We start from the raw sequence: 23,048 nt of genomic DNA on the forward strand, positions 1-23,048 counted from the left end.
GATGATAGACGCGGTCGGCCTCACCCAGCAAACGGGCGGCGCGCAGCGTGAGGTCATCAGGGTCGCCGGACAAGAGGCGGATGGGAACGAAGCGGGAGGCGGCGATATCGCCCTGCCCCTCCAGCCAAAGCGGCAGGGCGTCCGCCGCATTATCGCTGAACGGGTCGATCACGCCGCCGGGGCTGAGGCCCGCGTCAATGGCGCGGCGGCGCGCGGCTGCATCCGGCCAGCGCGCCCTTATGGCCGATCGCATGCCGTAAAGGGCCGTGGCGAGCGCGCCCAGCCGTTGCGGCAACAGCGCCTCGAACCGCTGGCGCAGCGCCTTGGCAAGGCCAGCAGACGCGCCGCCGGTGCCGATGGCGATCAGCACGGGCGCCCGGTCGACGATCGCGGGCAGGGTGAAGTCGCACAGGTCCGGCCGGTCAGTCGCATTCACCAGCACGCCGCGCGCGCGGAGCCGGACGGCCGTCGCCTCGTCCCCGTCGGCGACGATGGCGATCGCGGCCTCATCCTCCTCCGCCACGATGCGGGCACCCGCGCGTTCGAGCAGGCGGCGCTTGGCGTCCGCCGCCTCCCCTGCCCCGGTCAGGATGACGGGCCTGCCCTTCAACGTCAGGAAGACGGGCAGGCTGTGCATCAGTCGCGCACCCAGTCGGGGATCTTGTCCGCCTCGATCAGCGCCTCGATCGGCGGGCGGGCGCGAACGACCGCCCATTTGCCGCCCGAAACCAGCACCTCCGGCGTCAGCGGACGGCTGTTATAGGTGCCCGCCATGGTCGCGCCATAGGCGCCCGCCGTCATGAAGGCGACCAGATCGCCCGCCTGCACCACGTCCATGTCGCGGTGCATGGCGAAGGTGTCGCCGGTTTCGCAGACCGGCCCCACCACATTGGCGGTCGCGCGTTTCCCGACCGGGTTGACGGCGCGGATGTCGTGCCATGCGTCGTAAAGGCTGGGGCGCATCAGGTCGTTCATCGCCGCGTCGACGATGACGAAGGGAGCCTGCGCGCCCTGCTTCACGCGCACCACGCGGGACAGCAGCGCGCCCGCATTGCCGACGATGACTCGCCCCGGTTCGAACATCAGGCGGACATTCCAGCCGCTGGTCACGCGCGTCACCATCTCCCCATAGGCGGCGGGAAGCGGCGGAATGGGAAGCGAGGGATCATAAGGCACGCCAAGGCCGCCGCCCAGGTCGGCGGTGCGGATGTCATGCCCCGCAGCGCGCAACTGACCGATGAGCGCGCCGACCTTGACGAAGGCGGCCTCCAGCGGCGCAAGGTCCGTGAGCTGGCTGCCGATATGGACAGCGACCCCCTGCACGTCGAGGCCCGGCAGATCGCGCGCGGCGGCATAGCTTTCCAGCGCGCGGTCATAGGGAATGCCGAACTTGTTCTCCGACTTGCCGGTCGAAATCTTGGCATGGGTGCCTGCATCGACATCCGGGTTGATGCGATAGGCGACGGGAGCTTGTCTGCCCATGGACAGCGCGACTTCGGACAGCATCTCCGCTTCCGGCTCGCTTTCCAGGTTGAACTGGTAGATGCCATGTTCCAGCGCCAGACGCATCTCCCCGGCCGTCTTGCCGACGCCGGAAAAGACGATGCGGCTGGCCGGAATGCCCGCAGCGATGGCACGCAGCAACTCGCCGCCCGACACCACGTCCGCGCCGAGTCCCAGCTTTGCCAGCGTCGCCAGCACCGCGCCATTGGGATTCGCCTTGACCGCGAAAGCGATCAGCGGATCGGCAAGGCGCGACAAGGCTTCGCGGAACACGCCGACATGGCGGGTGAGCGTGGCGGTGGAATAGATATAGACGGGCGTGCCGACGGCCTCCGCAATCTCCGTCATCGGCACCTGCTCCACATGCATGGCGCCGTTCACATAATCGAAATGGTCCAAGGCTCTCTTGTCCTAGCGGGTCTGGTCAGGGCTGGCTTTCGGGCGGCAGATCGAAGGGATCATCCTCCCGGACGCGTGAATTGGTCAGCAGGTCGACGGTGCGTTCGGGCCGCGCCTGGATGGAAGGCGTCATCAGTTCCTGCGCGGTCGGCGCTGCGGCGGCGCCCACCGGCACGGCAGGCATCTTCTGCCCCTCAATAGGCTTCAGCGGCTGACGCCCGCCACATGCCGCCAAGGCGAGCGGCAGCATGGCGAAGCCTATGCCGCGAAGGAGGATGCCGGTCCTCATGCCTGCCTGTCCTTTCGAGCCTGCGCGATGCGCGCCCGCACCTGATCGGGCGCGGTGCCACCATGGCTTTTCCGGCTGGCGACCGATGCATCGACCGTCAGCACCGCATAGATGCGCTCATCAATCCGGGCGTCAATGGCTTTCAGCGTTTCGATCGGCAGGTCGGCCAGCGGCGTGCCCGCGCTCTCCGCCGCCGCCACCGCGCGGCCGGTGATGTGATGCGCCTCGCGGAAGGGCACATTGGCTTCGCGCACCAGCCAGTCGGCAAGGTCGGTGGCGGTGGCGAAGCCGCTTTCCGCAAGGCCACGCATGCGATCGGTGCGGAACGTCACCGTCTCGATCATGCCGGTCATCGCGGCGATGCTGAGGCCCAGCAGATCATGCGCCTCGAACACCGGCGGCTTGTCGTCCTGCATGTCCTTCGAATAAGCGAGCGGCAGGCCCTTCATCGTGACGCACAGCGCGTTCATGCAGCCCATGATGCGCCCGGCATGGCCGCGCACCAGCTCGGCGGCATCGGGATTGCGCTTCTGCGGCATGATCGAACTGCCGGTCGAATAGGCGTCAGGCAGCTTGACGAAGCCGAAGGGCTGGCTCGCCCAGATGATGAACTCCTCGGCCAGGCGCGAAAGGTGCAGGCTGCACTGGGTGGCCGCCATCAGATAGTCGAGCGCGAAGTCACGGTCGGACACGCTGTCGAGGCTGTTGTCGGTCGGCTTGGCGAAGCCCAGCGCCGCCGCCGTCGCGTGGCGGTCGATCGGAAAGCCGGTTCCGGCGAGCGCGGCCGCGCCCAGCGGGCATTCGTTCAGCCGCGTGCGCGCATCGGCGAAGCGGCTGCGGTCGCGGCGGACCATCTCATGATAGGCCATCAGGTGATGGCCCAGCGTCACGGGCTGCGCGGATTGAAGGTGGGTGAAACCGGGCATGACGGCATCGGCATGCTCCTCCGCGCGGGCAAGCAGCGCCTGCTGGAGCGCATCGAGCCCCGCCTCTACCTCGTCGATCGCGTCGCGCACCCAAAGGCGGAAGTCGGTCGCCACCTGGTCATTGCGCGACCGGGCGGTGTGCAGCCTTCCTGCCGCCGGGCCGATCAGTTCGGCGAGGCGCGATTCCGTGACCATGTGGATATCTTCCAGGTCCAGGTTCACGGGCACGCCATTGGCTTCATATTCGGCCGCGATCCTGTCCAGTCCGGCGGTTATCGCCTGCGCGTCCTCACCGCTGACGATGCCCTGTTTCGCCAGCATCGCGACATGCGCCTTCGATCCGGCGACGTCCTGCTTCCACAATCGCTTGTCGAACGGGATGGAGGCATTTATCTCGCGCATGACCGAAGCCGGGCCCGCTGCGAAGCGTCCGCCCCACATGCTGTTGGAGCCTTCGTTGCGAACTTCCCCGTCCCGATCAACTTTGCCCTGCGTAATGACACTGCTCCTGCTGGCTGGCCTTGGCGCGTGCGATAGGCAATCGCCGCCTCCTGGGCAAGGTCAAGCCAATAGCAGCGCGCAAATCCCGGCGGCAAGCGGCGAGGCGACGGGCGCTTCGCAAAGCGCGAAGGGCGTGTTCAGCTATACGATCGACCGTTCGAAGGCGGGCGCCGCCGCCCCGGATTTTTCCTTCACCGGGCCGGACGGCAAGGACGCGGCGTTGCAGGATTTCGCGGGCAAGCCAGTGCTGGTGAACCTGTGGGCGACATGGTGCGCGCCTTGCGTCGCTGAAATGCCGACGCTCGACAGCCTGGCCAAGGCTTATAAGAAGGACGGTCTGGCCGTGCTGACCATATCGCAGGACAGCCAGGGCGAAAGCGTGGTCAAGCCCTTCTTCGCCAAGCATAAGCTGCCGAACCTGCAAGGCTGGACCGATCCCGAAAACCAGTTCGGCTTCCACTTCGCCACCGGCATGCTGCCGACCAGCGTGCTGTACGACCGGCAGGGCAAGGAAATGGCGCGGGTCGTCGGCGCGCTGGACTGGAACAGCAAGGAAGGCCGGGATCTGATCGCGGCGGCGCTGGAGTCCTGACGGAATCTACTCGCCCCTGCTCCGTCATGCTGAACTTGTGTTTAAACGTAAGGCATCGCCAAAACGAACAAGCGCCGGAAACCCGCTATTTTCGGCGCATGCAAAGTGCGCAGGCATGTTGCGCGCTTCTCAATTGCAGAGCACGCACAAGCTAAAATATCCTTTGGCGAGATCGATAGTAAATCTATGGAAACAACTTCATAAATCTGAAAAATTGTGCGGCGCAATAGCGGTTTTTCAGACCATCTCCGTTTCCCCCACTGCACGATAACGCATAAGCAGGGGGCAATAGATGAAACGATTATCCGCAGTTCGACTTTCTCTTGTTCTGGCTTCCTCCTGGTCCGCTTGCGCGGTTGCACAGGAGGCGACGCAAGCACCGCAGGCCGACGAGGGATCGGCCATCATCGTCACCGGCACCCGCGCCACCGGCATGCAGGCCGCCGAAAGCGCCGCGCCGATCCAGGTGCTGAGCGAAGAGGCGATCAGCCATGTCGGCCAGCCCAACCTCAACCAGGTGCTGACGCAGCTCGTCCCCAGCTTCACCGCGCAGACGCAGGGCACCGACCTTTCCAGCTTCTCTCTTTCCGCCCGGCTGCGCGGCCTTAGCCCCAATCACACGCTGGTGCTGGTCAACGGCAAGCGCCGCCACGGCAACGGCATCCTTCAGGTGATTTCCGGCGCGTTCCAGGGCTCGGCCGCGCCCAGCATCGACCTGATCCCGCCGGACTCCGTGGCGCGCGTCGAAGTGTTTCAGGAAGGCGCGGCGGCCGTCTACGGCACCGATGCGATCGCGGGCGTCATCAACTTCATCCTCAAGGACCAGGACGAAGGCGGCACCTTCAAGATCACCGGCGGCCAGCATTATGACAGCGAGGGCGAGCTTTTCTCCGCATCCGGCAATATGGGCTTCAAGCTGGGCGAGGACGGCTTCTTCAACCTGACCCTGTTCCACAGGCGGCAGGACTATACGACCGTGGGCGAAGGCCAGGTGCAGGTGACGCAACGCGACGGATCGCTGCAACCCAACGCCCCGGCCCAATGGTCGAACCTGACCGGCGACGCCCTGTCGGGGATCAATGGCGGCCAGCCCCGCACGAAGCTGACGCTCGGCTTCTACAATATGGGCTATGATTTCGGCGGCGTCGAACTGTACAGCTTCGGCGACTATGCCCGCCGCGAAGGCTGGGCCAAGCAGGGCTACCGCCATCCCAAGCGCATCTGCTACGAAGCGGGCAATCTGGGCGGCAGCGTGACCCCGGCGCCCTACGATCCCAGCATCTGCTACAGCGACACCGGCATCTATGGCATGGTTCCGTTGCAGCATGTCGTCGAGGACGAATATAGCTTCACCGTGGGCGCCAAGGGCGAGTTCGGCGGCGGCTGGAACTATGACATCAGCGGCACCTATGGCGCGCAGAAGGACAGCATCTACACCGAACAGTCAGCGCATCGCGAATTGTGGCAGGAAAGCTTTGCCGCAGGCGGCGTCGCCCGTGCGATCACGCCCAGCAGCGCCTATGACGGCGGGTTCAAGCTGGCGCAGACGACCATTACGACCGACATCCGCAAAGAATTCGATGCCGGCATGGCTTCTCCGCTGACCTTCGCGTTCGGCGGTGAGTACCGGAAGGACGAATATGAAATCCTTCAGGGCGACGCCGTTTCGACCTACAAGACCGGCGTCCAGTCCTTCCCCGGCTACAAGGCGTCCGACGCAGGCGATTTCCAGCGCAGTTCTAAGGCGGTCTACGCCAACCTGATCGGCGAGCCGGTGGATGGCTGGAGCGTCGATCTTGCCGGACGCTATGAAGATTATACGGATTTTGGCGATACCGCGATCTGGAAGGTGACGACGCGCTACGACTTCTCGCCCGCCATCGCCATCCGGGGCACGGCCAGCACCGGCTTCCGCGCTCCCACCCTCGCCGAACAGAAATATTCGACCATCAATGTGGGCCCGACCAGCGCCATAGCGCAGCTTCCCGCAGGCACCCCGGCTGCCGCACTGCTGGGATTCGGATCGTTGAAGGCGGAAAAGTCGAAGAATTTCTCCGCCGGTATCGTGCTGCGGCCGGTGCCCAAGCTGGCGGTCACGGTTGATGGCTATCTTATCAAGATCAAGGACCGCATCACCGGGACGGCGGCGCGCAACGCCGTGCTGAACGGCGTGCCGCAGGCGGGTGGCGCGGACATTCTGAACGCCCTGAGCGCGGCTGGCATCGTGCTCGACAGCGCATTGTTCACCGACGGCACCATCGGCGTGTCCAGCTTCACCAACGGCATCGACACGCGGACCTGGGGCATCGACTTTTCCGCAAGCTATCCGGTGGCGCTGGACTTCGGAACGCTGAACCTGTCGCTGACCGCCAACTATAACAAGACGAAGATCACGGACAACAAGGTCGGCTATCCGATCTTCAACGCCGCGTCGGAAAGCAACATCGAACGGTCCAACCCGGACTACAAGGTCGTAGCCAACGCCCTGTTCAAGAGCGGCAGGTTCACGCTCAACCTGCGCGAAACCTTCTACGGCAAGACCAGCGTCCTGGTGCGGCCCGCCTTCAACGCGCGCACGGTCGCTGGCGCGCTACCCGACGGCGGTTTCCTGATCGGGGACGGTGCAGGCGGTGCAAGCCAGCTCTACTTCAACGGCGTTGTGAAGGCGACGGCGATCACCGATCTGGAGGCGAGCTATGACTTTACCGATCATGTGACCTTCGCGATCGGCGCCAACAACCTGTTCGACAAGCGCCCCGAAATCCCCAAGCTGCTGGGAGACGATGTCCCTGTGGGAGCGGGCGTTTCTCCCTACATCAACGGTTCGGGCAGCTATAACAGCTACTACGGCCATGGCCCTTACGGAACGTCGGGCGGCTATTACTATGCTCGCCTGGAGTTCAAATTCTAAAAAGCCTATCGGGTCGCGGAGGAGGCCGGCTTCGGAAACGAAGCTGGCCTTTTCTATTGGTTCCCGGACTAAATCCTCTCTCTCTATTGGTACGGAGGATTTTAGTCTGACAGTTCCCTCGCCTCGCGCACCACCAGAACAGGAACGCCATCGCGCACGGGAAAGGCAAGACCCGCCGCGTCGGAGATGAGTTCCGACCGCTCCGGGTCCCACCGTAAGGGCGTCCGCGTGACCGGACACACCAGCTTCGCCAACAGCGCGGGATCAAGTGCCCGGCTCATTGCATCGTCGCTCCGCCATCGCGTTCGATGCGGCCGACGATCTGCATCAACTGGATGATGCGTTCCGAACGCTCGCGCAGGCTGTCCGCCTCCAGCAGCGTCTGCTTGGCCGCAGGGTCGAACGGCGCGACCTGCGCTATGCCGTTGACCAGCGACATATCGTCCAGCCGCGATACGGCGGTCCAGTCCACCACATAACCAAGCGCTTCGGCGAAGCGGCGCGATTCCTGCTCGATCGCGGCGCGCTCCACCGCCGCCAGCACCTCGTCCTCCGGCGCCTGCTCCACATCCGCTTCGATCTGGCGGAAGGCGGTGGCGACATCCAGTTCGCGGATGACGCGGAACCGCGCAAGGCCCTTGAGGACGATGTTGAACCGGCCATCCTCCAGCGCCTCGATATGGCTGATATGGCCAAGGCAGCCCATATCGAACAGTGCAGGCCTTGGCCCGTCACCGCGCGGCTGGATCATGCCGATGCGCCGGTCGCGCGCCATCGCGTCATGGATGAGCGCCCGGTAGCGCGGCTCGAAAATGTGGAGCGGCAGTTCCATGCCCGGCAGGAGCAAGGCCCCCGCCAGCGGGAATATGGAAACGCGGGCGCGGTTCACCGCCGCAGCCGTCAGGAAAAGAGGATCTGGGACAATTTCCGCCGCTGCGCCGCGACCCATGGGTCTTCCAGACCCGTCGCCTCGAACAGCTTGAGCAATTGCGCGCGCGCCGCACCGTCGTTCCAGCCACGATCGCGGCGGATCATCTCTAGATATTCCTCGGCCGCCCGGTCGCGATCGCCATTGGCCATCAACCCGCCCGCCAGTTCGAACCGCGCCTCCTGATCGTCCGGGTCAGCGGCGACGCGCGCCTCCACGCCGGTCAGGTCGGCCACGGGCTTGGCATCGCGGGCCAGGGCGATGGCGGCGCGGGCGCGATCTATCGCCTGATCCTTCGCCACATCAGCCGGGAGCGCCGCCAGAACCGCCTCGGCCTCATCCAGCCGGGCGAGCGCGACCAGCGCCCGCGCCTCGCCCGATGCAACATCGGCATTGTCCGGGACCATCTGCGCGATCTGCTGGAATACCGACAAGGCGCGCTCATGCTCGCCGCCCGCCAGAAGCTCCTCGCCCATGGCGATCAGCGGCGCGATCTCCTCAAGCTGCGCCTTTTCGTCCGAGGCGACGGGAAGCTGGGCAAGCAACTGGTCGAGATATTGCTTCAGTTGCCCTTCGGTCCGCGCCTGGCTGAGGTCGGCGACCGGCTGACCCTGAAAAACGGCGTAGACGGTCGGGATCGACTGGACGCGGAACTGGGCGGCGATGAACTTATTCTCATCGACGTTGATTTTGACCAGCTTCACGCCCTTGGACGCATAACCGGCGCAGACCTTTTCGATGACGGGCGTCAGCTGCTTGCAGGGGCCGCACCATTCCGCCCAGAAATCGACGATGACCAGGCTGGTGCGGGAAGGTTCCACAACGTCGCGGCGGAACGCCTCCACCGCTGCCTTATCGGTGTCGCTCATTCCTAGGGTCGCCACGTTTCTGTCTCCTGCCAATGCGGTTGGGTGCCGCCTCCATACATCGCAATATGTGGGGCGTCACCCTTCCGGCACAAGGGAGCGATCAGAAGGTGTAGCCGATCCCGACCGCGCCCGCCCACTGGTTGCGCGAGCCCGCGATGCTGACCACCGGCGAGTCGCCATAATCGCCCAGCATCCGCGCATAGCCGCCCAGCGCGAAAAGCGCCCAGCCCTTGCGCAGATCGCCCGACAGCGACACGCCGCCCGTCAGGTTGACGCCCACCCGCTTGAACCCGGCGCTGTTGCCCGCATCGGAATAAGCGGGAAGACCCGAAGCAAGCGCATCCGCCGCGTCGATGTCGTAATAATAGCGGCCGTAGCGCTTGCCGACATAGTCGGCTGACACGCCCAAACCGACGAAGCTGCGGGTCGAAAGCGGCGTGAAATATTCGATCGCCGGGGTCACGACATAGCTCTTATGCGCGCCCGCCACATCCTTCGTCACGGCGACGCGCACCGACAGATTGTCATAGGCGCTGGTGAAGACGCCAGTCTTGCCGATCCCCGCGAAGCCGCCCACCTCGATCGCGACGTCGCGTTTGCCAAGGGCGCGCACGGCGTCGTCCTTGATATTCTTGAGGCCCGACCGGTCGAATCGGGCGGTCACCACCGGCCCAAGCTGAAAGTCGAGGCCGTTGGGGTCCGTATTCGGGATCGCATCGAAATAGAGGCCGGGGCCGCGCGTCCAGAAGGCGAAGTCGCTGACCTTGCCGCGCAACTGGGGAATCGGGATGACGCGATAATCGTCCGATCCTTCATAGCTGGGGATCACTGCCGCGCCGATGCCGACCGTAAGCGAGTTGCTGTCCTCCTGCGCGAGCGCCGGTACGGTCATGGCGGCGGCCGCCAGGCACGACGCGGCGGCAAGAAAATGACGATGGTTCATGAAGTCCCCTGTTTCCCTGATAAGCTGAACGCTAAAATGTTTCGATGCCAACACAGTTCCGGTTAACATGGGTCAGAGGAAATATTTGACCTTCACCTCCTGCCGCACCGCGCTGCCGGATACCGGGAACAAGGCCGACCGGAAGCTGGGCGCGCCAAAGCGGATAGGCGGATTACGGGAAAATCCCACGCCTTCGCGCGGAATGCCCGCGAACGTGTCGAGCTTTCCATTGCCATTTTCGTCGTGAATGACCGCAAGGCCATATTCGCCCGGCGGAAGCGAGCCGAGGAAGGTCGCCTGCTCCGTCGCCGGGACCGTCATGTGCCGCCGCTCCGGATCGTCGCTGCAATCGGGGAAATAGCGCGCCTGACGCGTGATGCAGACGAGGACCTGCCCCTTGGCCGAACGCAGGCCTTGCAGGCTGAGGCTGAGCGGCTGGGGCTGATCCGCTGGCGCTGCGGCGGCAAGCAACAGGCCCGTGACGACGGCAAGCCGAACCTTCAAACCTTCTCCCCCTTGAAGCTGCCCAGCCCTTTGTCGGTGCCGCAAAGCCGGTCCCAGACACGGAAATACAGGCCGTAATTGCATGTGTAGAGATCGTGATGGCGCTGATGATGGCTGGCGGTGATCAGCCACTTTCCCGCCCAGCCATGCACCATGAAGCGCGGAAACATTTCCCAGCCCATATGATTGGACACGCCCATCACGGTCATGATCGTCAGCACCAGCCCCAGCGCCGCGACATGGATGGGGATGAGGAAGACCAGCAGCGGGATGACGATCGCGCCGGTGAACGCTTCCCAGGGATGGAAGCTCATCGCCGCCCAGGCCGTGGGCGGGCGGCTGGCATGGTGGACGGCGTGGGCGATACGGAACAGGCGCGGCTGGTGCATCCAGCGATGAGTCCAGTAGAACCAGCTATCGTGCGCGGCAAGATAGAGCAGCACCGAAAGCGGCAGATACCAGAGCGGGAAGGCATGGACATCGCTATAGATGCGGGTCCATCCATGCGCCTGCCAGCCCCAAGCGACCACGCCAGCGGGCACGCCGTAGATCAGCGCCGCCACCATCGACCAGCCGATTTCCCGGCCGATCTGACGCCGCAGGCCACTGTAGAGGCCCGGCTTGCGGACGCGGGTCGCCAGCGCGAAACCGCCGCTGGAAAGAAGGTAGCGAACAGCGACGATAGCGCTCATCAACAGAGCGGACGGGATCAGAGCCGCGGCCATGCCCCCCTATAGCCACGCTTTCCCGATTGCGGAAGGCGGATGCGCGCGAGCCTAGGTGCGCGGGCGCGCCTGACGGTAGCTGCCCAGGATGCGGACCCATTTGCTGTGGAATTCCAGTTCAGCGAGCGCGCGGTCGACCGCCGGGTCGCCCGGCATCCCCTCGATATCGCAGAAGAACTCGGTCGCCGCGAAGCTTGCGCCCCGCTGATAGCTTTCCAGCTTGGTCATGTTGACGCCGTTGGTCGCGAAGCCGCCCATCGCCTTGTAGAGCGCGGCAGGGACGTTCTTCACCTCGAACAGGAATGTCGTCATGACCGGGCCGATGCCGGGCTGGGGCATGGCCGGTTCGCGCGCCAGCACCAGGAAGCGGGTCATATTGTCGTCGCTATCCTCGATATTCTCCGCGACGAGGCGAAGGCCGTATAGTTCAGCCGCCAGATAGGGGGCGATGGCGCCCTCCCCCGGCTTGCGCGCTTCGGCCACCAGCGCGGCCGCGCCCGCCGTATCGGCATAGGCGACCGGCTGGATACCCCGTTCGCGCAGATAGTGGCGGCACTGGCCCAGCGCCTGCGGATGGCTGATCGCGCTCTTTACCGGCGTGTCGTCCACCGCCATCAGGCAGTGGCGGATGCGCAGGAAATATTCGTCGATGATGTGCAATCCCGATTCGGGCAGCAGGAAATGCATGTCGGCAACGCGGCCGTGCAGGCTGTTTTCGATGGGGATAACCGCCCGGGCCGCCTGTCCGGACCGCACCGCATCGATCGCATCCTCAAACGCAAAGCAGGGCAGCGGCACGCAATCGGGCGCATAGCCCAAGGCGGCAAGATGAGAGTTCGCGCCCGGCGCGCCCTGATAGGCGACGGCACGGGCGGGATCGAGCGCGGCCTTCGCGGCCATTTCCGCGACGATGACGCGGGCGGGGGCGGGATAGTTTTCCATGGACGCGAGCGCGCTTAGGCACTCCTGCGCGCGCGCGCAAGCGTGGGAGAGGCGCTGCAAGGCCAAAAGCGGGCGCCCGCCGCTTCAACCCGGCTTGCGCGTTCGCACTTGCGCCATTATGGCAGCGCGCTAAAGGGGGCGCGGAATCCAAGCCGCCAGAACAGAAAGTCAAGGGAATCCGAGCGAATGGGCGATCGTTTCAACACCGTTGCAGGCTGGGCGTTGTTCGCGGGGATCATTGCGCTGGGTGGCGGCATCGTGAGCTCGAAATTCTATCATGCCGAACGGCCCGAAAAAATGGGCTACGCCATCGAAGGCGTGGAAGCAGAGGGTGAAGGCGGCGCTGCGGGGCCCGGCCTCAACACGCTGCTCGCCAGCGCCGATATTGCGGCGGGCGAGAAGGTCTTCGCGAAATGCGCGGCTTGCCATACCATCAATCAGGGTGGCGCGAACGGCATCGGCCCCAATCTGTACGCCACGGTCGGCGAGGAAATCGGCAAGGGCAAGGCGGGCTTCGCCTTCTCAGACGCGCTCAAGAGCAAGGGCGGCACCTGGACCTTCGAAAATCTGGACCATTGGCTGGAAAGCCCGCGTGAATTCGCGCCCGGCACCAAGATGACCTTTGCGGGCCTTGGCAATCCGGCGGATCGCGCGAACCTGATCGCATGGATGAACACGCAGGGGTCGAACCTGCCCCTGCCCGCCGCCGACGCCGCTCCGGCCGACGCGAGCGCCACGCCGGGCGAAGCCGCCGCGAATGCCACCAATGCGGCGGCAAGCGTGGAGGGCCAGGCGCCCGCCAATGCAGCCCCTGCTGGCGGCCCGGCCGCACCGGCGACCGGAAAGTAATCGGGCGGTAGTTTTCCGGGGTTGAGTTTTGTCAGGCGCGGCACCTGTTGCCGCGCCTGATGCTTTTTGTTGATCCTTGGGGCATTTCCCTCCACCAGCTGCTTCGTTCGCTCTCAACTTGTGGATCAAGGGCCAATGGAAGCGACATGCTGTTGCGGAGGCAGGAGACAGTTCCTCCGTCAGAGTTACCTCTCACGCGCCATTTCTCATTAGCAGGGGCAGAGCGAAACCTAAGCGGGTTTTTCTTCCTCGATAAACTGAGCCGCGAGCCAAACGCGCGCGCCCATCAACGCTCCGCCACGAGCAGCTTGTCGATCTTGCGCCCGTCCATGTCCACAATCTCGAACCGCCAGCCCTGATCGTCCACGAAGTCGCCGACTTCGGGCAGGCGCTTGAGCAGCCAAAGCGCATGTCCCGCAACAGTGGCGTAATCGCGGTCATCGGGCAGTTCGAGCCCGATACGCTCCGCCAGCAGGTCTACCGGCATCTGCCCGGAAACCAGCAGGCTGCCGTCTTCGCGTTCGACAACGTCCGGTTCCTCATGCAGGTCGCGGTCGGACACGAAATGACCGGCAATGGCCGACAGCAGGTCGGCCGGGGTCGCGATCCCTTCGAAATGGCCATATTCGTCATGCACCATGACCATCGGCACATCGGCGCGGCGCAGCACTTCCAGCGCGTCCATGGCGTCGACCTGATCGGGCACCACTTCCACCCGGCGCATCAGCGCTTCCAGGTTCAGCACTTCGCCCCGGAACAGCGCCGTCATGATGTCGCGCGCCTGCACGACGCCGATGATATCCTCGACCGTGCCCCGCCCTACCGGCAGCCTCGTATGCGGCGTTTGCAGCAGGCGGGCGCGGATCGTGTCCTCATCGGCCTGAACGTCGATCCAGTCCACATCCATGCGCGGCGTCATGATCTCCCGCACCGGGCGGTCAGCCAGCCGGACCACGCCAGAGATGATCGCTCGCTCGCTTTCCTCGATCACGCCAGACCGGCTGGCTTCGGCAACGATCAGGTGCAACTCCTCGGCCGTCACCTGCTGATCCGATTCGCGGTTCAGCCGCAACAGGCGGAAGATCAGCGCGCTCGATCCGTCCAGCACCCAGACGATGGGCGCGGTGATCTTCGCCAGCCACAGCATCGGCGTGGCGACGAGCACGGCGATGGACTCGGGCGCGCGCAGGGCGAACTGCTTGGGCACCAATTCGCCGATGATCAGCGACGCGTAGGTGGTGAGGCCGATCACCAGCGCGAAACCCAGATTTTCCGCCATGTTGGGGCTGAGGCCCAAGCCTTGCAGCCGTTCCCCGACAGGCCCGCCAAGACTCGCCCCGGAATAAGCGCCCGCGACGATGCCGATCAGCGTGATGCCGATCTGCACCGTGGACAGGAATTTGCCGGGATCACTGCCAAGCTCCAGAGCGGTACGCGCGCCGCGGCGACCGGCCTTCTCCATCGCCTGCAAGCGCGGCCGCCGCGCGGATACGATCGCCAGTTCGGACATGGCGAAGACGCCGTTCAACGCCACCAGCGCAAGGATGATGACAAGGTCGGCCCAGGGAAAGGGCGTGGGAGCATGTGGGGGGATCATGGCCATGGCGGTCAGCTACGCCCTATAACCCTGTTTCTTGCAGTTTCACAACCACCCCCTCATCCGCCGTTCAGTTCGGTCGTGGAACAATCAGCCTTCTGGACGATTGGGAACCCAGCCGCGTCTTTCGGCGCAAGTCTATAAGGGAATGGAAAGAATGAGGATTTCTCATCGCATCATGGGGGCAGCGGGGCTGGTGGCAATGTTGGGGACCGCTGCCTGCACCACCGACCCGAATACGGGCCAGCGCCAGATATCGAAAGCGGCGATCGGCGGCATAGGCGGCGCGCTGGGCGGATATCTGCTGGGCGACCTGGTCGGCGGGCGTCGCGACCGGACGGAAAAAATCCTGGGCGCGGGCATCGGCGCGGTCGCTGGCGCGGGCATCGGCGCTTATATGGACGCACAGGAACGCAAATTGCGCGAGGAAACGGCGGGCAGTGGCGTAGACGTGATCCGCGACGGCGACAATCTGGTCCTGCGCATGCCTTCGGGCATCACCTTCAGCTATGACAGCGCCGCCGTGCAGCCGCAGTTCCAGCCGACGCTGAACGATGTGGCGTCGGTGCTGGCGCAATATCCCAAAACCTATATCGACGTGTACGGCCACACCGACAGCGATGGCACGGACGCCTATAACCAGGCCCTTTCGGAACGGCGCGCCCAGTCGGTGGCGGATTATCTGACTACCCATGGCGTCCAGTCAGCGCGCATCGCGACGCGCGGCTTTGGCGAAACCCAGCCGATCGCGTCGAACGCCACCGAAGAGGGCAAGGCGAGCAACCGCCGCGTGGAAATCAAGATCGCGCCGGTTACGGAAAGCGACGTCAGGTCGTAAGGGATTGGCGGGACCGGGGCTCGCCGGTTCCGCCCCCTGTCCGGCTGAGCGGAGGCGAGGACACCTCACTGCGTCCGGTGGAGCCCTTCGACCTCGCTCAGGGGGAACGGAGGTTTCAGAAGCTCGCGTTCAGGCCGTCGATCACGAACTGGGCGGCAAGGGCGGCGAGCAGCACGCCTAGCAGACGGGTGATCACCGCCTCGATCTTAGTGCCCAGCAGCGCCATGAGCGGCCCGGCCGCGAGCAGCGACGCCAGCATCAGCGCCAATGTCGAAAGCACCGCGCCCATCACGATCAGCCGCTCGCCAAGCCCCTCGGCGCGGGACATGAGCAGCATCACCGTCGCGATGGAGCCGGGGCCGGCGATCATCGGCATCGCCATGGGGAAGACCGACACATCCTCCACCTCCGGCGTTTCGGCGATCTTGTGCGCCCGGTCCTCACGCCTTTGGGTACGCTTTTCGAACACCATGTCCATCGCGATGATGAACAGCATGATGCCGCCAGCGATGCGGAAGCTGTCCAGCGCAATGCCCAGCAGCCCCAGCAACTGCTTGCCCCACAGCGCGAAGACCAGGAGGATGGCGGTCGCAATGGCGACGGCGCGGATCGCCATGGCGCGGCGCTGCGCAGCGGACGCGCCGGTGGTCAGGCTGGCGTAGATCGGCGCGCAACCGGGCGGATCGATGACCACGAACAGGGTCACGAAGGCGGAGATGAACAGCTCCGTCATTGGCCGGGTGCCGCCACGCGGTCGTCGATCACCATGTCATAGCCGCTGCCGTTCCACATGCGCACGGTGACCCGGCGGCTGCCGTCAGCGGCGGCGTCCGCACTCCAGGTCAGGCTGTCGTCGGCAGGCGGCGGTATACCCTGCGCACCTCGCTGCCGAGGCTTGCAGCTTGCCACCTTGCCCATCAGAAAATCCGATGTCATGCGCGGCGCGGCCAACCTGTCCTCATGAGCGGCGATCCATTTCCACTGGCCCTTCTTGTCCCGCCGCCACAATGTGGTGAAATAGCCCGTTGTTCCGTCCGGCTGGGTCCAGTTGCCCGTCGAAGCGGCAAGGGTGCCATCGCAGGACACATAGATGGTGGACGGCGTCCATGCGGCGGGCCGGGGCGGATCGGCGCGGCCCTTCAACCATTGTTTGGCGAGCACGCGCTGCGGCACGAACATTATGGCGTCTTCGGCCGCGGTTTCGCGGAAGGCAGTCCACTGGCCCTTTTCGCGCGCGAGCCGGTTGAAGGCGAGTTCAGCGGCGAACACCGAACTCGGATCGGGCTGGTAGCGCATGGGCGGCCGCGCGGCGGTGAGCGAAAGTAGCCCCACCGCCAGCAGAGCGGCGCGCCCTGCCCTCACAGCTCCTCCGGCTTGGCGAGCCCGGCGCGGGCATGGGCGGCGACAAGCGTGTTGCGGAGCAGGACAGCGATGGTCATCGGCCCGACGCCGCCCGGCACCGGCGTGATCGCCCGGACATGGGCCAGCGCTTCGGCAGTGGCGACATCGCCGACGATCCGAGCCTTGCCGTCTTCGGTATCGGTTACGCGATTGATGCCGACATCGATCACGGTCGCGCCCGGCTTGATCCATTCGCCCTTCACCATCTCCGCACGGCCGACGGCGGCGACCACGATATCGGCGCGGTGGACGACCGACGCCAGGTCGCGGGTGCGGCTGTGCGCGATGGTAACGGTGCAGTTTTCAGCGAGGAGCAACTGCGCCATCGGCTTGCCCACGATGTTGGACCGGCCGACGACCACCGCTTCCATGCCGGTCAGGTCGCCAAGCTCATCCTTCAGCAGCATGATGCAGCCCAGCGGCGTGCAGGGCACCAGCGCCTCCTGCCCCGTCGCCAGCCGCCCGGAATTGACGACATGGAACCCGTCCACATCCTTGGCCGGATCGATCGCGGCGATCACCGACGCTTCGTCGATGTGATCGGGCAGAGGCAACTGCACCAGGATGCCGTCGACCCTTTCGTCGGCGTTCAGTTCCTCGACCAGGTCCAGCAACTCTTCCTCGCCGATGCTGGCGGGCAGCTTGAACTCCAGGCTTTCCATGCCCGCCTCGACCGTCATCTTGCCCTTGTTGCGGACATAGACGGCGCTGGCCGGGTCCTCGCCCACCAGCACCACGGCAAGCCCCGGCTTGCGTCCGGTCTGCTTGACGAAGCGCGCCACGCCTTCCGCGACACGGCCACGCAGCCCTGCGGCGAAAGCTTTGCCGTCGATGATCTTGCCGATGGTCATACTGCCTCAACCCGCTCCTTGATGATGGTGGAGAGCCGCGACGCCGTCATTGCCGCATTCCGCCATCCGTCAGATGATGCCATCTGACCTGGAAATGCTCTAGCGCCAACGCGTCGCCGCCTCCCTTAATTCGAAGCCGCTTTAGCCGGTTGGTGTCGCCTGATTCCAGAAAAATCGCGCTGCGGGGCCAATCCAGCCGCTTTGCCAGCAGGGCGATGAGCGCGGCATTGGCCTTGCCCTTTTCCGGGACAGCGCGGACGCGGGCGGACAGCCACTCCGCCCCCTTTTCATCTGTCCACCGGCCGCCCACCTCTTCCCGCGTCGCGCCGGGCGTCAGGCGGATGGCCAGGATCAGGTCGCCCCCGTCCCTGCTCCAGACACTCACACCAGTCCGAAAAGCGGCGGCAGGACGGCCTGGCGGATGATCAGGATGGCGAGAAGCACGACCATGGGCGACAGGTCGAGCGCGCCAAGATCAGGCATGACGCGGCGTATGGGATTGTAGATGGGCGCCGTCATTCGATCGAGCGCGATGATCACGGTGCGGACGAGATCGCTGGAAGTGTTGATGACGTTGAAGGCGATCAGCCAGCTCATGATCGCCTGAATGATGATGATCCACCATAGCACATCGAGCAGGATGACGATGATCTGATAGAGCGCGTAGGCCATGCGGTCTCCGATTTGGTTGCCGGTGCTTTAGCCGAGGCAGGGACCCTGCGACAAGAAGGCAGCTTGCGCTTTTCGTTGGTTACGGAAGAGGGCGCTCAAATTGAGCAGCGCGCTCCTGTCCTTCGCCGGTTTACCGTCGCACCAGCGTGCCAGCGCCGCGCCTGGTGAAGATTTCCAGCAGCATCGCATGCGGAACCCGGCCATCGAGGATGACGGCGGCGTCCACCCCGCCCTCCACGGCCTTCACGCAGGTTTCCAGCTTCGGGATCATGCCTCCGCTGATCGTGCCGTCCTCTTGCAACAGCTTGATCGCCGCCGGGTCAAGATCGGTCAGCAACTGCCCCTGCTTGTCGAGCACGCCCGCCACATCGGTCAGCAGGAAGAAGCGCGAGGCCCGCAGTTCCGCGGCGATCGCGCCCGCCATCGTATCGGCGTTGACATTATAGGTTTCGCCGTCCGCGCCGATGCCCACCGGCGCGACGACGGGAATGATGCCGCTGGCCGACAGCGTGTCGAGGATGCTGCGGTCGACCTTCACCGGATCGCCGACAAAGCCCAGGTCCACATTGCGCTCGATCCCCGAATTGGGATCGGGCGCGCGGCTGCCGCCCACCTTCTCGCAAAGGACCAGGCCGCCATCCTTGCCTGAAATGCCCACGGCCTTGCCGCCAGCGCCGGAAATCCAGCTCACGATTTCCTTGTTGATGGACCCGGCCAGCACCATTTCGGCGATCTGCGCGGTTTCCCGGTCGGTGACGCGCAGGCCGTTCACGAAGCGCGATTCGACGCCCAGCTTCTTGAGCATCGCGCCGATCTGCGGACCGCCGCCATGAACGACGACGACATTGATGCCGACCGCCTTCATCAGCACCACATCCTCGGCGAAGTTGCGCGCCGCTTCCGGGTCGCCCATCGCGTGGCCGCCATATTTGACGACGAAGGTCTGGCCCGCATATCGCTGCATGTAAGGCAGCGCCTCGACCAGTGTTTCGGCCTTCGCGAGGAGCGCGGGATCGGGGGCGTGCTTATCATTCATGCGCGCGCGCATAAGCCCTTATGGGGGCAGGGGCAAGTTTTGCAGGGGCGGAGCTGGCATTCTCTATCCCCGCTGGAATTTCTTTGCGCTTCCGCGCGCGAAATCTTCACCAGGCGATGCGATATTTGACGCCCATGGCTTGCGCCAGGGTCCGCTGCCGCCGCTCGACCGCCTCGCCGAACAGGTCCGCATCAGCCCCGCGCAGCCGGAGTTCCAGCGTATCCGCAACCAGTTCCAGCCTGGAGGCAAGCAGCGGCCCTTCGGCGCCGCCCGACAGCCGCTGCCCCAGCCGGATCGCAAGGCCCCAGAGCGCGGCGCGCTTCAACGCGGCGGGGGAAGCCAGCCCCTCGATCGCCGCCGGAACCGCCGCTCCGCCGCCGAAATTGCTGTGCAGCGCCTGCGCCAGCATGGCCCGTTCCGCCGCCGTGATGCCGACCCAATTGCTATGGAGAGCGATTTCCACCCCGCGTTCGGCGCGGAAATCCGGGTTGGCGCGCCAGCCCACATCGGCCAGCAGGCAGGCCGCGCGGCGGATGCGCCGCCATGCGCCGTCATCGTCCAGAAAGAGGGGCGCGATCCAGCGGTCGATCATGTCGCCATGTCCCGCGAAACGGCCCTGCGCCTCCCCTTCGGCCTCGGCCGCGACGAGCAGCGGGTCGTGGGCGCGGATATCGGGCGGCAAATCCTCGAACAGCAGCCCCTCGCGCAGGCCGTAGGCGGACACGATCAACTCGCTCGACTTGAGCTGCCGCACGACCACCGAAAGCAAAGCGGCGGCATCAGGCAAGGTTGGAACGCGCGATCCCGTGATGGCGGGAATGTCCTTCAACCGCGCCCGCCCGACATGGGACACGATGCGGGTCAGCTGCTCCGCCCGGCTGGCCGTCATCGCATATTGATGGACCACGGGCAGCGGGAAGTTGGTCAACTGCATGTCGAAGCGGGCAAGCGCGCGCCATGACCCGCCGACGAGGTAGAATGGCAGGCCGGTTTCGATGACCGGATCGGCCTTTGCCAGCATCTTCTTGACGCAGCGTTCCAGCGCGCCCGGCCCCTTGGCGCGAATCTGCGGCAGGCGCAGCACGCCCAGCGGCAGGGACACGGTCTCATGCACGGCCCCGTCCTTCACCCGCGCCAGCTCCAGACTGCCGCCGCCCAGGTCGCCGACGATGCCGTCCGCCGCCGGTATGCCCGACAGCACGCCATAGCCCGCGGCGATCGCCTCCTGCGCGCCCGACAGCAGTTCGACATCCAGGCCCATGGCCTTGGCGCGGCGGATGAATTCCTGCCCGTTGGCGGCATCGCGCACGGCTGCGGTGGCGACGCAGCGCACGTCGCGCACATCCATGTCGCGGCATAGATGGGCGAAGCGGCCGATGGCGCGCAGCCCCCGCTCCATCGCTTCGGGCTCGATCTGCCCCGTCCGCCCGAGCGAGGCGCCAAGCCCCGCCATCACCTTTTCATTGAAGAGGATGAAGGGGATGCGGCGCGGCCCGTCATAAACGACCAGGCGGACGCTGTTCGACCCGATATCGATGATCGCCGTGCGCGCCTTGGCATGGGCGGGCGAGGTGACCATCGTGTCGGCGATCGCCCGCACATGGCTCAGCATCGAACTCATGCGTCAGGCTCGCCCGCGCAGCCTGAGCGTCGGCACGGCGCCGCTGTCCAGCGATGCGCCGCGCCCGGACAGGGAAGGGTTGGTCATGAAATAGCGGTGCAGGTTGAACGGCCGGTCGCTCGACACGACGCGCTCATAATGGCCGTCGCTATCCAGTTCCCAGCTTTGTTCCGTGTCGATCAGGTTGGCGACCATCACCTGGTCCAATATCTGATCGTGGACGGTCGGGTTTTCCACCGGCGCCAGAAATTCGACGCGGCGGTCGAAATTGCGCGGCATCCAGTCGGCCGAACTGATGAACACCTTCGCGCCGTTGTTGGGCAACGCCTTGCCATTGCCGAAGACGGTGATGCGGCTATGTTCCAGGAAACGGCCGACCACCGATTTCACCCGGATATTTTCGGACATGCCCGGAACACCCGGCCGCAGGCAGCATATGCCGCGCACGATAAGATCGATCTGAACCCCCGCATTGCTCGCCGCATAGAGCTTTTCGATGATCGCCGGGTCGACCAGCGAGTTCATCTTGGCCCAGATAGTGCCGGGGCGGCCCGCCCGGACATGCTCTATCTCCGCATCGATCAGCTGGCACAGATGATTGCGAAGGTCGCGCGGGCTCATCACCAGTTTCTCAAGTCTCTGGGGCTCCACATAGCCGGTGATATAGTTGAACAGCGCGGCGGCATCGCGGCCATAGGCGGGATCGGCGGTGAAGAAGCTGAGGTCGGTGTAAATCCGCGCGGTCACCGGATGATAGTTGCCGGTGCCGAAATGGCAGTAGGTGCGGAACGCCTCCGCCTCGCGCCGGACGACCATCGACACCTTGGCATGGGTCTTCCAGTCGATGAAGCCGTAGACCACCTGCACGCCCGCGCGTTCCAGCGCGTCGGCCCACATCAGATTCTGCTCCTCGTCGAACCGTGCCTTGAGTTCGACCACCGCCGTCACCGACTTTCCCGCCTCCGCCGCGTCGATAAGCGCTCGGATGATCGCCGACTGCTTGCCCGCGCGGTAGAGCGTCTGCTTGATCGCCACCACATCCGGGTCGGACGCCGCCTGTTTCAGGAAGGACACGACAACGTCGAAGGCTTCATAGGGATGGTGGACGACGATGTCCTTCGCCCGGATCGCGGCGAAGCAGTCCCCCCCATATTCGCGGATGCGTTCAGGGAAGCGCGGGGCGAAGGGTTCGAACTTCAGGTCGGGGCGATCCTCATCGACCACGCCGGACAGGTCGCCGATGCCGACGAAGCCTTCGACTTCCGCGATCATGGCTTCATGGCCCTGGAGCATGTCCTGCAACATTTCCTCGACCGGTTCGGGAATGCGCTCCTCTATCTCCATACGGATCACGCGGCCGCGGCGGCGGCGCTTGATGGCGCTGCGAAAATAGCGGACCAGATCCTCCGCCTCTTCCTCGATCTCGATGTCGCTGTCGCGGATGATGCGGAACACGCCGCTGTTGCGCACGCGGTAACCGGGAAAGAGGTCGGCGGAAAAGCGGCGGATCACCGCCTCCAGCGCAATGTAGCGCGCGTGTTCGCCGGGCATGCGAACGAAACGCGCAAGCGAGGAAGGGATCATCACCAGTTCGCGGATCGGCTGCTTGTCCGACAGCCGTTCCAGGTCGAAGACGATGGACAGGCCCTGATTGGGAATGAAGGGGAAGGGATGCGCCGGGTCCAGCGCCTGCGGCGTCAGGATGGGGAAGATCTGCGTCAGGAAATGTTCGCGCAGCCAGCTTTCGCTCGCATCGTCCATTTCGCTGCCCGGACCGATCACCTCGATCCCGACCTGCGTCAGTTCGCCGTGCAGCGCCGCCCAGACCTTTTGCTGCGCGCCCATCAGGCGTATGGTTTCGTCGGCGATGGCGGCGAGCTGCTGCGCCGGGGTCAGCCCATCGGCGGAGCGCATGTCGACATCCTGCAACTGCTGCCCCTTGAGCCCGGCGACGCGGACGCTGAAAAATTCGTCCAGATTGGCGCCGGAGATGGACAGGAAGCGCAACCTTTCCAACAGCGGATGGGCGCGGTTCATCGCTTCCTCCAGCACCCGCTGGTTGAACGCAAGCCAGGACAGTTCCCGGTTGAAATAGCGGTCGCCCGGCAGGGTGATGCTGGCGGAGGGATCAGCTTCGGCCACGTTTCTCTC

Annotated in this window: 24 protein-coding genes; 4 read left to right on the forward strand and 20 right to left on the reverse strand. The window is 65.1% G+C overall.

Translation table 11 applies throughout. From position 1 onward, the window contains the following. From L288_RS33570 to argH, 4 genes are all read right to left on the reverse strand, one after another. The coding region (locus tag L288_RS33570) for a precorrin-2 dehydrogenase/sirohydrochlorin ferrochelatase family protein (protein WP_021238619.1) at nt 1-637 on the reverse strand (637 nt) is incomplete at its 3' end. Further along, nucleotides 637-1,902, reverse strand: a complete 1,266-nt coding sequence (gene lysA, locus L288_RS33575; protein ID WP_021238620.1) for a diaminopimelate decarboxylase — start codon at nt 1,900-1,902, stop codon at nt 637-639. The genes lysA and L288_RS33570, both read right to left, overlap by 1 nt. Nucleotides 1,903-1,927: 25 nt before the next feature. Continuing rightward, the gene (locus L288_RS33580; RefSeq protein ID WP_021238621.1) at nt 1,928-2,191 is read right to left on the reverse strand and encodes a hypothetical protein; all 264 of its coding nucleotides are present in this window, start codon (nt 2,189-2,191) and stop codon (nt 1,928-1,930) included. Next, the gene (gene argH / locus L288_RS33585; RefSeq protein ID WP_021238622.1) at nt 2,188-3,558 is read right to left on the reverse strand and encodes an argininosuccinate lyase; all 1,371 of its coding nucleotides are present in this window, start codon (nt 3,556-3,558) and stop codon (nt 2,188-2,190) included. The genes L288_RS33580 and argH overlap by 4 nt, the downstream gene beginning before the upstream one ends. Before the next feature lie 55 nt (nt 3,559-3,613). Here argH and L288_RS33590 point away from each other — a divergent pair, with 55 nt between their 5' ends. Together L288_RS33590 and L288_RS33595 are read left to right on the forward strand one after the other, a co-directional pair. After that, a complete protein-coding gene (locus L288_RS33590) occupies nt 3,614-4,210 on the forward strand; it encodes a TlpA family protein disulfide reductase (protein WP_021238623.1) in 597 nt (198 codons plus the stop codon). A 292-nt stretch (nt 4,211-4,502) separates the two neighbouring features. Beyond that, on the forward strand, nt 4,503-7,121 hold the full coding sequence (locus L288_RS33595; protein WP_021238624.1) for a TonB-dependent receptor plug domain-containing protein: 2,619 nt from the start codon (nt 4,503-4,505) through the stop codon (nt 7,119-7,121). 101 nt (nt 7,122-7,222) lie between these two features. Here L288_RS33595 and L288_RS33600 read toward each other — a convergent pair whose 3' ends face one another. The 7 genes from L288_RS33600 to L288_RS33630 all read right to left on the reverse strand — a co-directional run bounded on the left by L288_RS33600 (nt 7,223) and on the right by L288_RS33630 (nt 12,032). Further along, nucleotides 7,223-7,402: a Trm112 family protein gene (locus tag L288_RS33600; protein ID WP_021238625.1), complete on the reverse strand. Its 180-nt coding sequence runs from the start codon at nt 7,400-7,402 to the stop codon at nt 7,223-7,225. Continuing rightward, nucleotides 7,399-8,010, reverse strand: a complete 612-nt coding sequence (locus tag L288_RS33605) for an LON peptidase substrate-binding domain-containing protein (protein WP_031304469.1) — start codon at nt 8,008-8,010, stop codon at nt 7,399-7,401. The genes L288_RS33600 and L288_RS33605 overlap by 4 nt, the downstream gene beginning before the upstream one ends. 11 nt (nt 8,011-8,021) lie before the next feature. Next, nucleotides 8,022-8,933, reverse strand: coding sequence for a tetratricopeptide repeat protein (locus tag L288_RS33610; RefSeq protein WP_031304470.1), 912 nt, complete (start codon nt 8,931-8,933; stop codon nt 8,022-8,024). A gap of 85 nt (nt 8,934-9,018) precedes the next feature. Beyond that, the gene (locus tag L288_RS33615; protein ID WP_021238628.1) at nt 9,019-9,861 is read right to left on the reverse strand and encodes a MipA/OmpV family protein; all 843 of its coding nucleotides are present in this window, start codon (nt 9,859-9,861) and stop codon (nt 9,019-9,021) included. Nucleotides 9,862-9,933: 72 nt separating this feature from the next. Then, the gene (locus tag L288_RS33620) at nt 9,934-10,365 is read right to left on the reverse strand and encodes a DUF2141 domain-containing protein (protein WP_021238629.1); all 432 of its coding nucleotides are present in this window, start codon (nt 10,363-10,365) and stop codon (nt 9,934-9,936) included. Then, nucleotides 10,362-11,090 carry a sterol desaturase family protein gene (locus tag L288_RS33625; protein WP_021238630.1) on the reverse strand — a complete coding sequence of 243 codons (729 nt, stop codon included), beginning with the start codon at nt 11,088-11,090 and terminating at the stop codon, nt 10,362-10,364. Before L288_RS33625 ends, L288_RS33620 begins: the two co-directional genes overlap by 4 nt. Nucleotides 11,091-11,141: 51 nt before the next feature. Further along, nucleotides 11,142-12,032 carry a prephenate dehydratase gene (locus L288_RS33630; RefSeq protein ID WP_021238631.1) on the reverse strand — a complete coding sequence of 297 codons (891 nt, stop codon included), beginning with the start codon at nt 12,030-12,032 and terminating at the stop codon, nt 11,142-11,144. 186 nt (nt 12,033-12,218) lie between these two features. Here L288_RS33630 and L288_RS33635 point away from each other — a divergent pair, with 186 nt between their 5' ends. Then, nucleotides 12,219-12,881: a c-type cytochrome gene (locus tag L288_RS33635; RefSeq protein ID WP_021238632.1), complete on the forward strand. Its 663-nt coding sequence runs from the start codon at nt 12,219-12,221 to the stop codon at nt 12,879-12,881. A gap of 286 nt (nt 12,882-13,167) precedes the next feature. Here L288_RS33635 and L288_RS33640 read toward each other — a convergent pair whose 3' ends face one another. Next, nucleotides 13,168-14,484, reverse strand: a complete 1,317-nt coding sequence (locus L288_RS33640) for a hemolysin family protein (protein ID WP_021238633.1) — start codon at nt 14,482-14,484, stop codon at nt 13,168-13,170. Between the two features lie 151 nt (nt 14,485-14,635). On the opposite strand from L288_RS33640, the gene L288_RS33645 reads away from it, so the two are divergent. Further along, a complete protein-coding gene (locus L288_RS33645) occupies nt 14,636-15,316 on the forward strand; it encodes an OmpA family protein (protein WP_031304472.1) in 681 nt (226 codons plus the stop codon). A 115-nt stretch (nt 15,317-15,431) separates the two neighbouring features. On the opposite strand, the gene L288_RS33650 is transcribed toward L288_RS33645, so the two are convergent. The 8 genes from L288_RS33650 to L288_RS33685 form a co-directional block, all read right to left on the reverse strand. After that, a complete protein-coding gene (locus L288_RS33650; RefSeq protein WP_021238635.1) occupies nt 15,432-16,049 on the reverse strand; it encodes a MarC family protein in 618 nt (205 codons plus the stop codon). Beyond that, entirely contained in the window at nt 16,046-16,678 is a 633-nt protein-coding gene (locus L288_RS33655; protein WP_021238636.1) for a Cif family virulence factor, read from the reverse strand. Before L288_RS33655 ends, L288_RS33650 begins: the two co-directional genes overlap by 4 nt. Further along, nucleotides 16,675-17,568, reverse strand: coding sequence for a bifunctional methylenetetrahydrofolate dehydrogenase/methenyltetrahydrofolate cyclohydrolase FolD (gene folD / locus L288_RS33660; RefSeq protein WP_021238637.1), 894 nt, complete (start codon nt 17,566-17,568; stop codon nt 16,675-16,677). The genes L288_RS33655 and folD overlap by 4 nt, the downstream gene beginning before the upstream one ends. Nucleotides 17,569-17,614: 46 nt before the next feature. Next, nucleotides 17,615-17,953: a DUF167 domain-containing protein gene (locus L288_RS33665; RefSeq protein ID WP_021238638.1), complete on the reverse strand. Its 339-nt coding sequence runs from the start codon at nt 17,951-17,953 to the stop codon at nt 17,615-17,617. Next, nucleotides 17,950-18,240, reverse strand: a complete 291-nt coding sequence (locus tag L288_RS33670; RefSeq protein ID WP_021238639.1) for a YggT family protein — start codon at nt 18,238-18,240, stop codon at nt 17,950-17,952. Before L288_RS33670 ends, L288_RS33665 begins: the two co-directional genes overlap by 4 nt. 130 nt (nt 18,241-18,370) lie before the next feature. Next, entirely contained in the window at nt 18,371-19,288 is a 918-nt protein-coding gene (gene argB, locus L288_RS33675; RefSeq protein WP_021238640.1) for an acetylglutamate kinase, read from the reverse strand. 94 nt (nt 19,289-19,382) lie between these two features. After that, nucleotides 19,383-20,897, reverse strand: coding sequence for a Ppx/GppA family phosphatase (locus tag L288_RS33680; protein ID WP_030540142.1), 1,515 nt, complete (start codon nt 20,895-20,897; stop codon nt 19,383-19,385). Between the two features lie 3 nt (nt 20,898-20,900). Next, nucleotides 20,901-23,039 (reverse strand): RNA degradosome polyphosphate kinase, encoded by a 2,139-nt coding sequence (locus L288_RS33685; RefSeq protein WP_021238642.1) that lies wholly within the window; start codon nt 23,037-23,039, stop codon nt 20,901-20,903. Nucleotides 23,040-23,048: the final 9 nt, after the last annotated feature.

This window comes from Sphingobium quisquiliarum P25, assembly GCF_000445065.1.
In the GTDB taxonomy this organism is placed as follows: domain Bacteria; phylum Pseudomonadota; class Alphaproteobacteria; order Sphingomonadales; family Sphingomonadaceae; genus Sphingobium; species Sphingobium quisquiliarum.

Excerpts from the sequence above, each read along its gene's own strand:
- L288_RS33580 (WP_021238621.1), bottom strand. The coding sequence starts at position 2,191 with ATGAGGACCGGCATCCTCCTTCGCGGCATAGGCTTCGCCATGCTGCCG.
- argH (WP_021238622.1), bottom strand. The coding sequence starts at position 3,558 with ATGTGGGGCGGACGCTTCGCAGCGGGCCCGGCTTCGGTCATGCGCGAG.
- L288_RS33590 (WP_021238623.1), top strand. The coding sequence starts at position 3,614 with ATGACACTGCTCCTGCTGGCTGGCCTTGGCGCGTGCGATAGGCAATCG.
- L288_RS33595 (WP_021238624.1), top strand. The coding sequence starts at position 4,503 with ATGAAACGATTATCCGCAGTTCGACTTTCTCTTGTTCTGGCTTCCTCC.
- L288_RS33600 (WP_021238625.1), bottom strand. The coding sequence starts at position 7,402 with ATGAGCCGGGCACTTGATCCCGCGCTGTTGGCGAAGCTGGTGTGTCCG.
- L288_RS33615 (WP_021238628.1), bottom strand. The coding sequence starts at position 9,861 with ATGAACCATCGTCATTTTCTTGCCGCCGCGTCGTGCCTGGCGGCCGCC.
- L288_RS33625 (WP_021238630.1), bottom strand. The coding sequence starts at position 11,090 with ATGGCCGCGGCTCTGATCCCGTCCGCTCTGTTGATGAGCGCTATCGTC.
- L288_RS33630 (WP_021238631.1), bottom strand. The coding sequence starts at position 12,032 with ATGGAAAACTATCCCGCCCCCGCCCGCGTCATCGTCGCGGAAATGGCC.
- L288_RS33635 (WP_021238632.1), top strand. The coding sequence starts at position 12,219 with ATGGGCGATCGTTTCAACACCGTTGCAGGCTGGGCGTTGTTCGCGGGG.
- L288_RS33640 (WP_021238633.1), bottom strand. The coding sequence starts at position 14,484 with ATGGCCATGATCCCCCCACATGCTCCCACGCCCTTTCCCTGGGCCGAC.
- L288_RS33645 (WP_031304472.1), top strand. The coding sequence starts at position 14,636 with ATGAGGATTTCTCATCGCATCATGGGGGCAGCGGGGCTGGTGGCAATG.
- L288_RS33650 (WP_021238635.1), bottom strand. The coding sequence starts at position 16,049 with ATGACGGAGCTGTTCATCTCCGCCTTCGTGACCCTGTTCGTGGTCATC.
- folD (WP_021238637.1), bottom strand. The coding sequence starts at position 17,568 with ATGACCATCGGCAAGATCATCGACGGCAAAGCTTTCGCCGCAGGGCTG.
- L288_RS33670 (WP_021238639.1), bottom strand. The coding sequence starts at position 18,240 with ATGGCCTACGCGCTCTATCAGATCATCGTCATCCTGCTCGATGTGCTA.
- argB (WP_021238640.1), bottom strand. The coding sequence starts at position 19,288 with ATGCGCGCGCGCATGAATGATAAGCACGCCCCCGATCCCGCGCTCCTC.
- L288_RS33680 (WP_030540142.1), bottom strand. The coding sequence starts at position 20,897 with ATGAGTTCGATGCTGAGCCATGTGCGGGCGATCGCCGACACGATGGTC.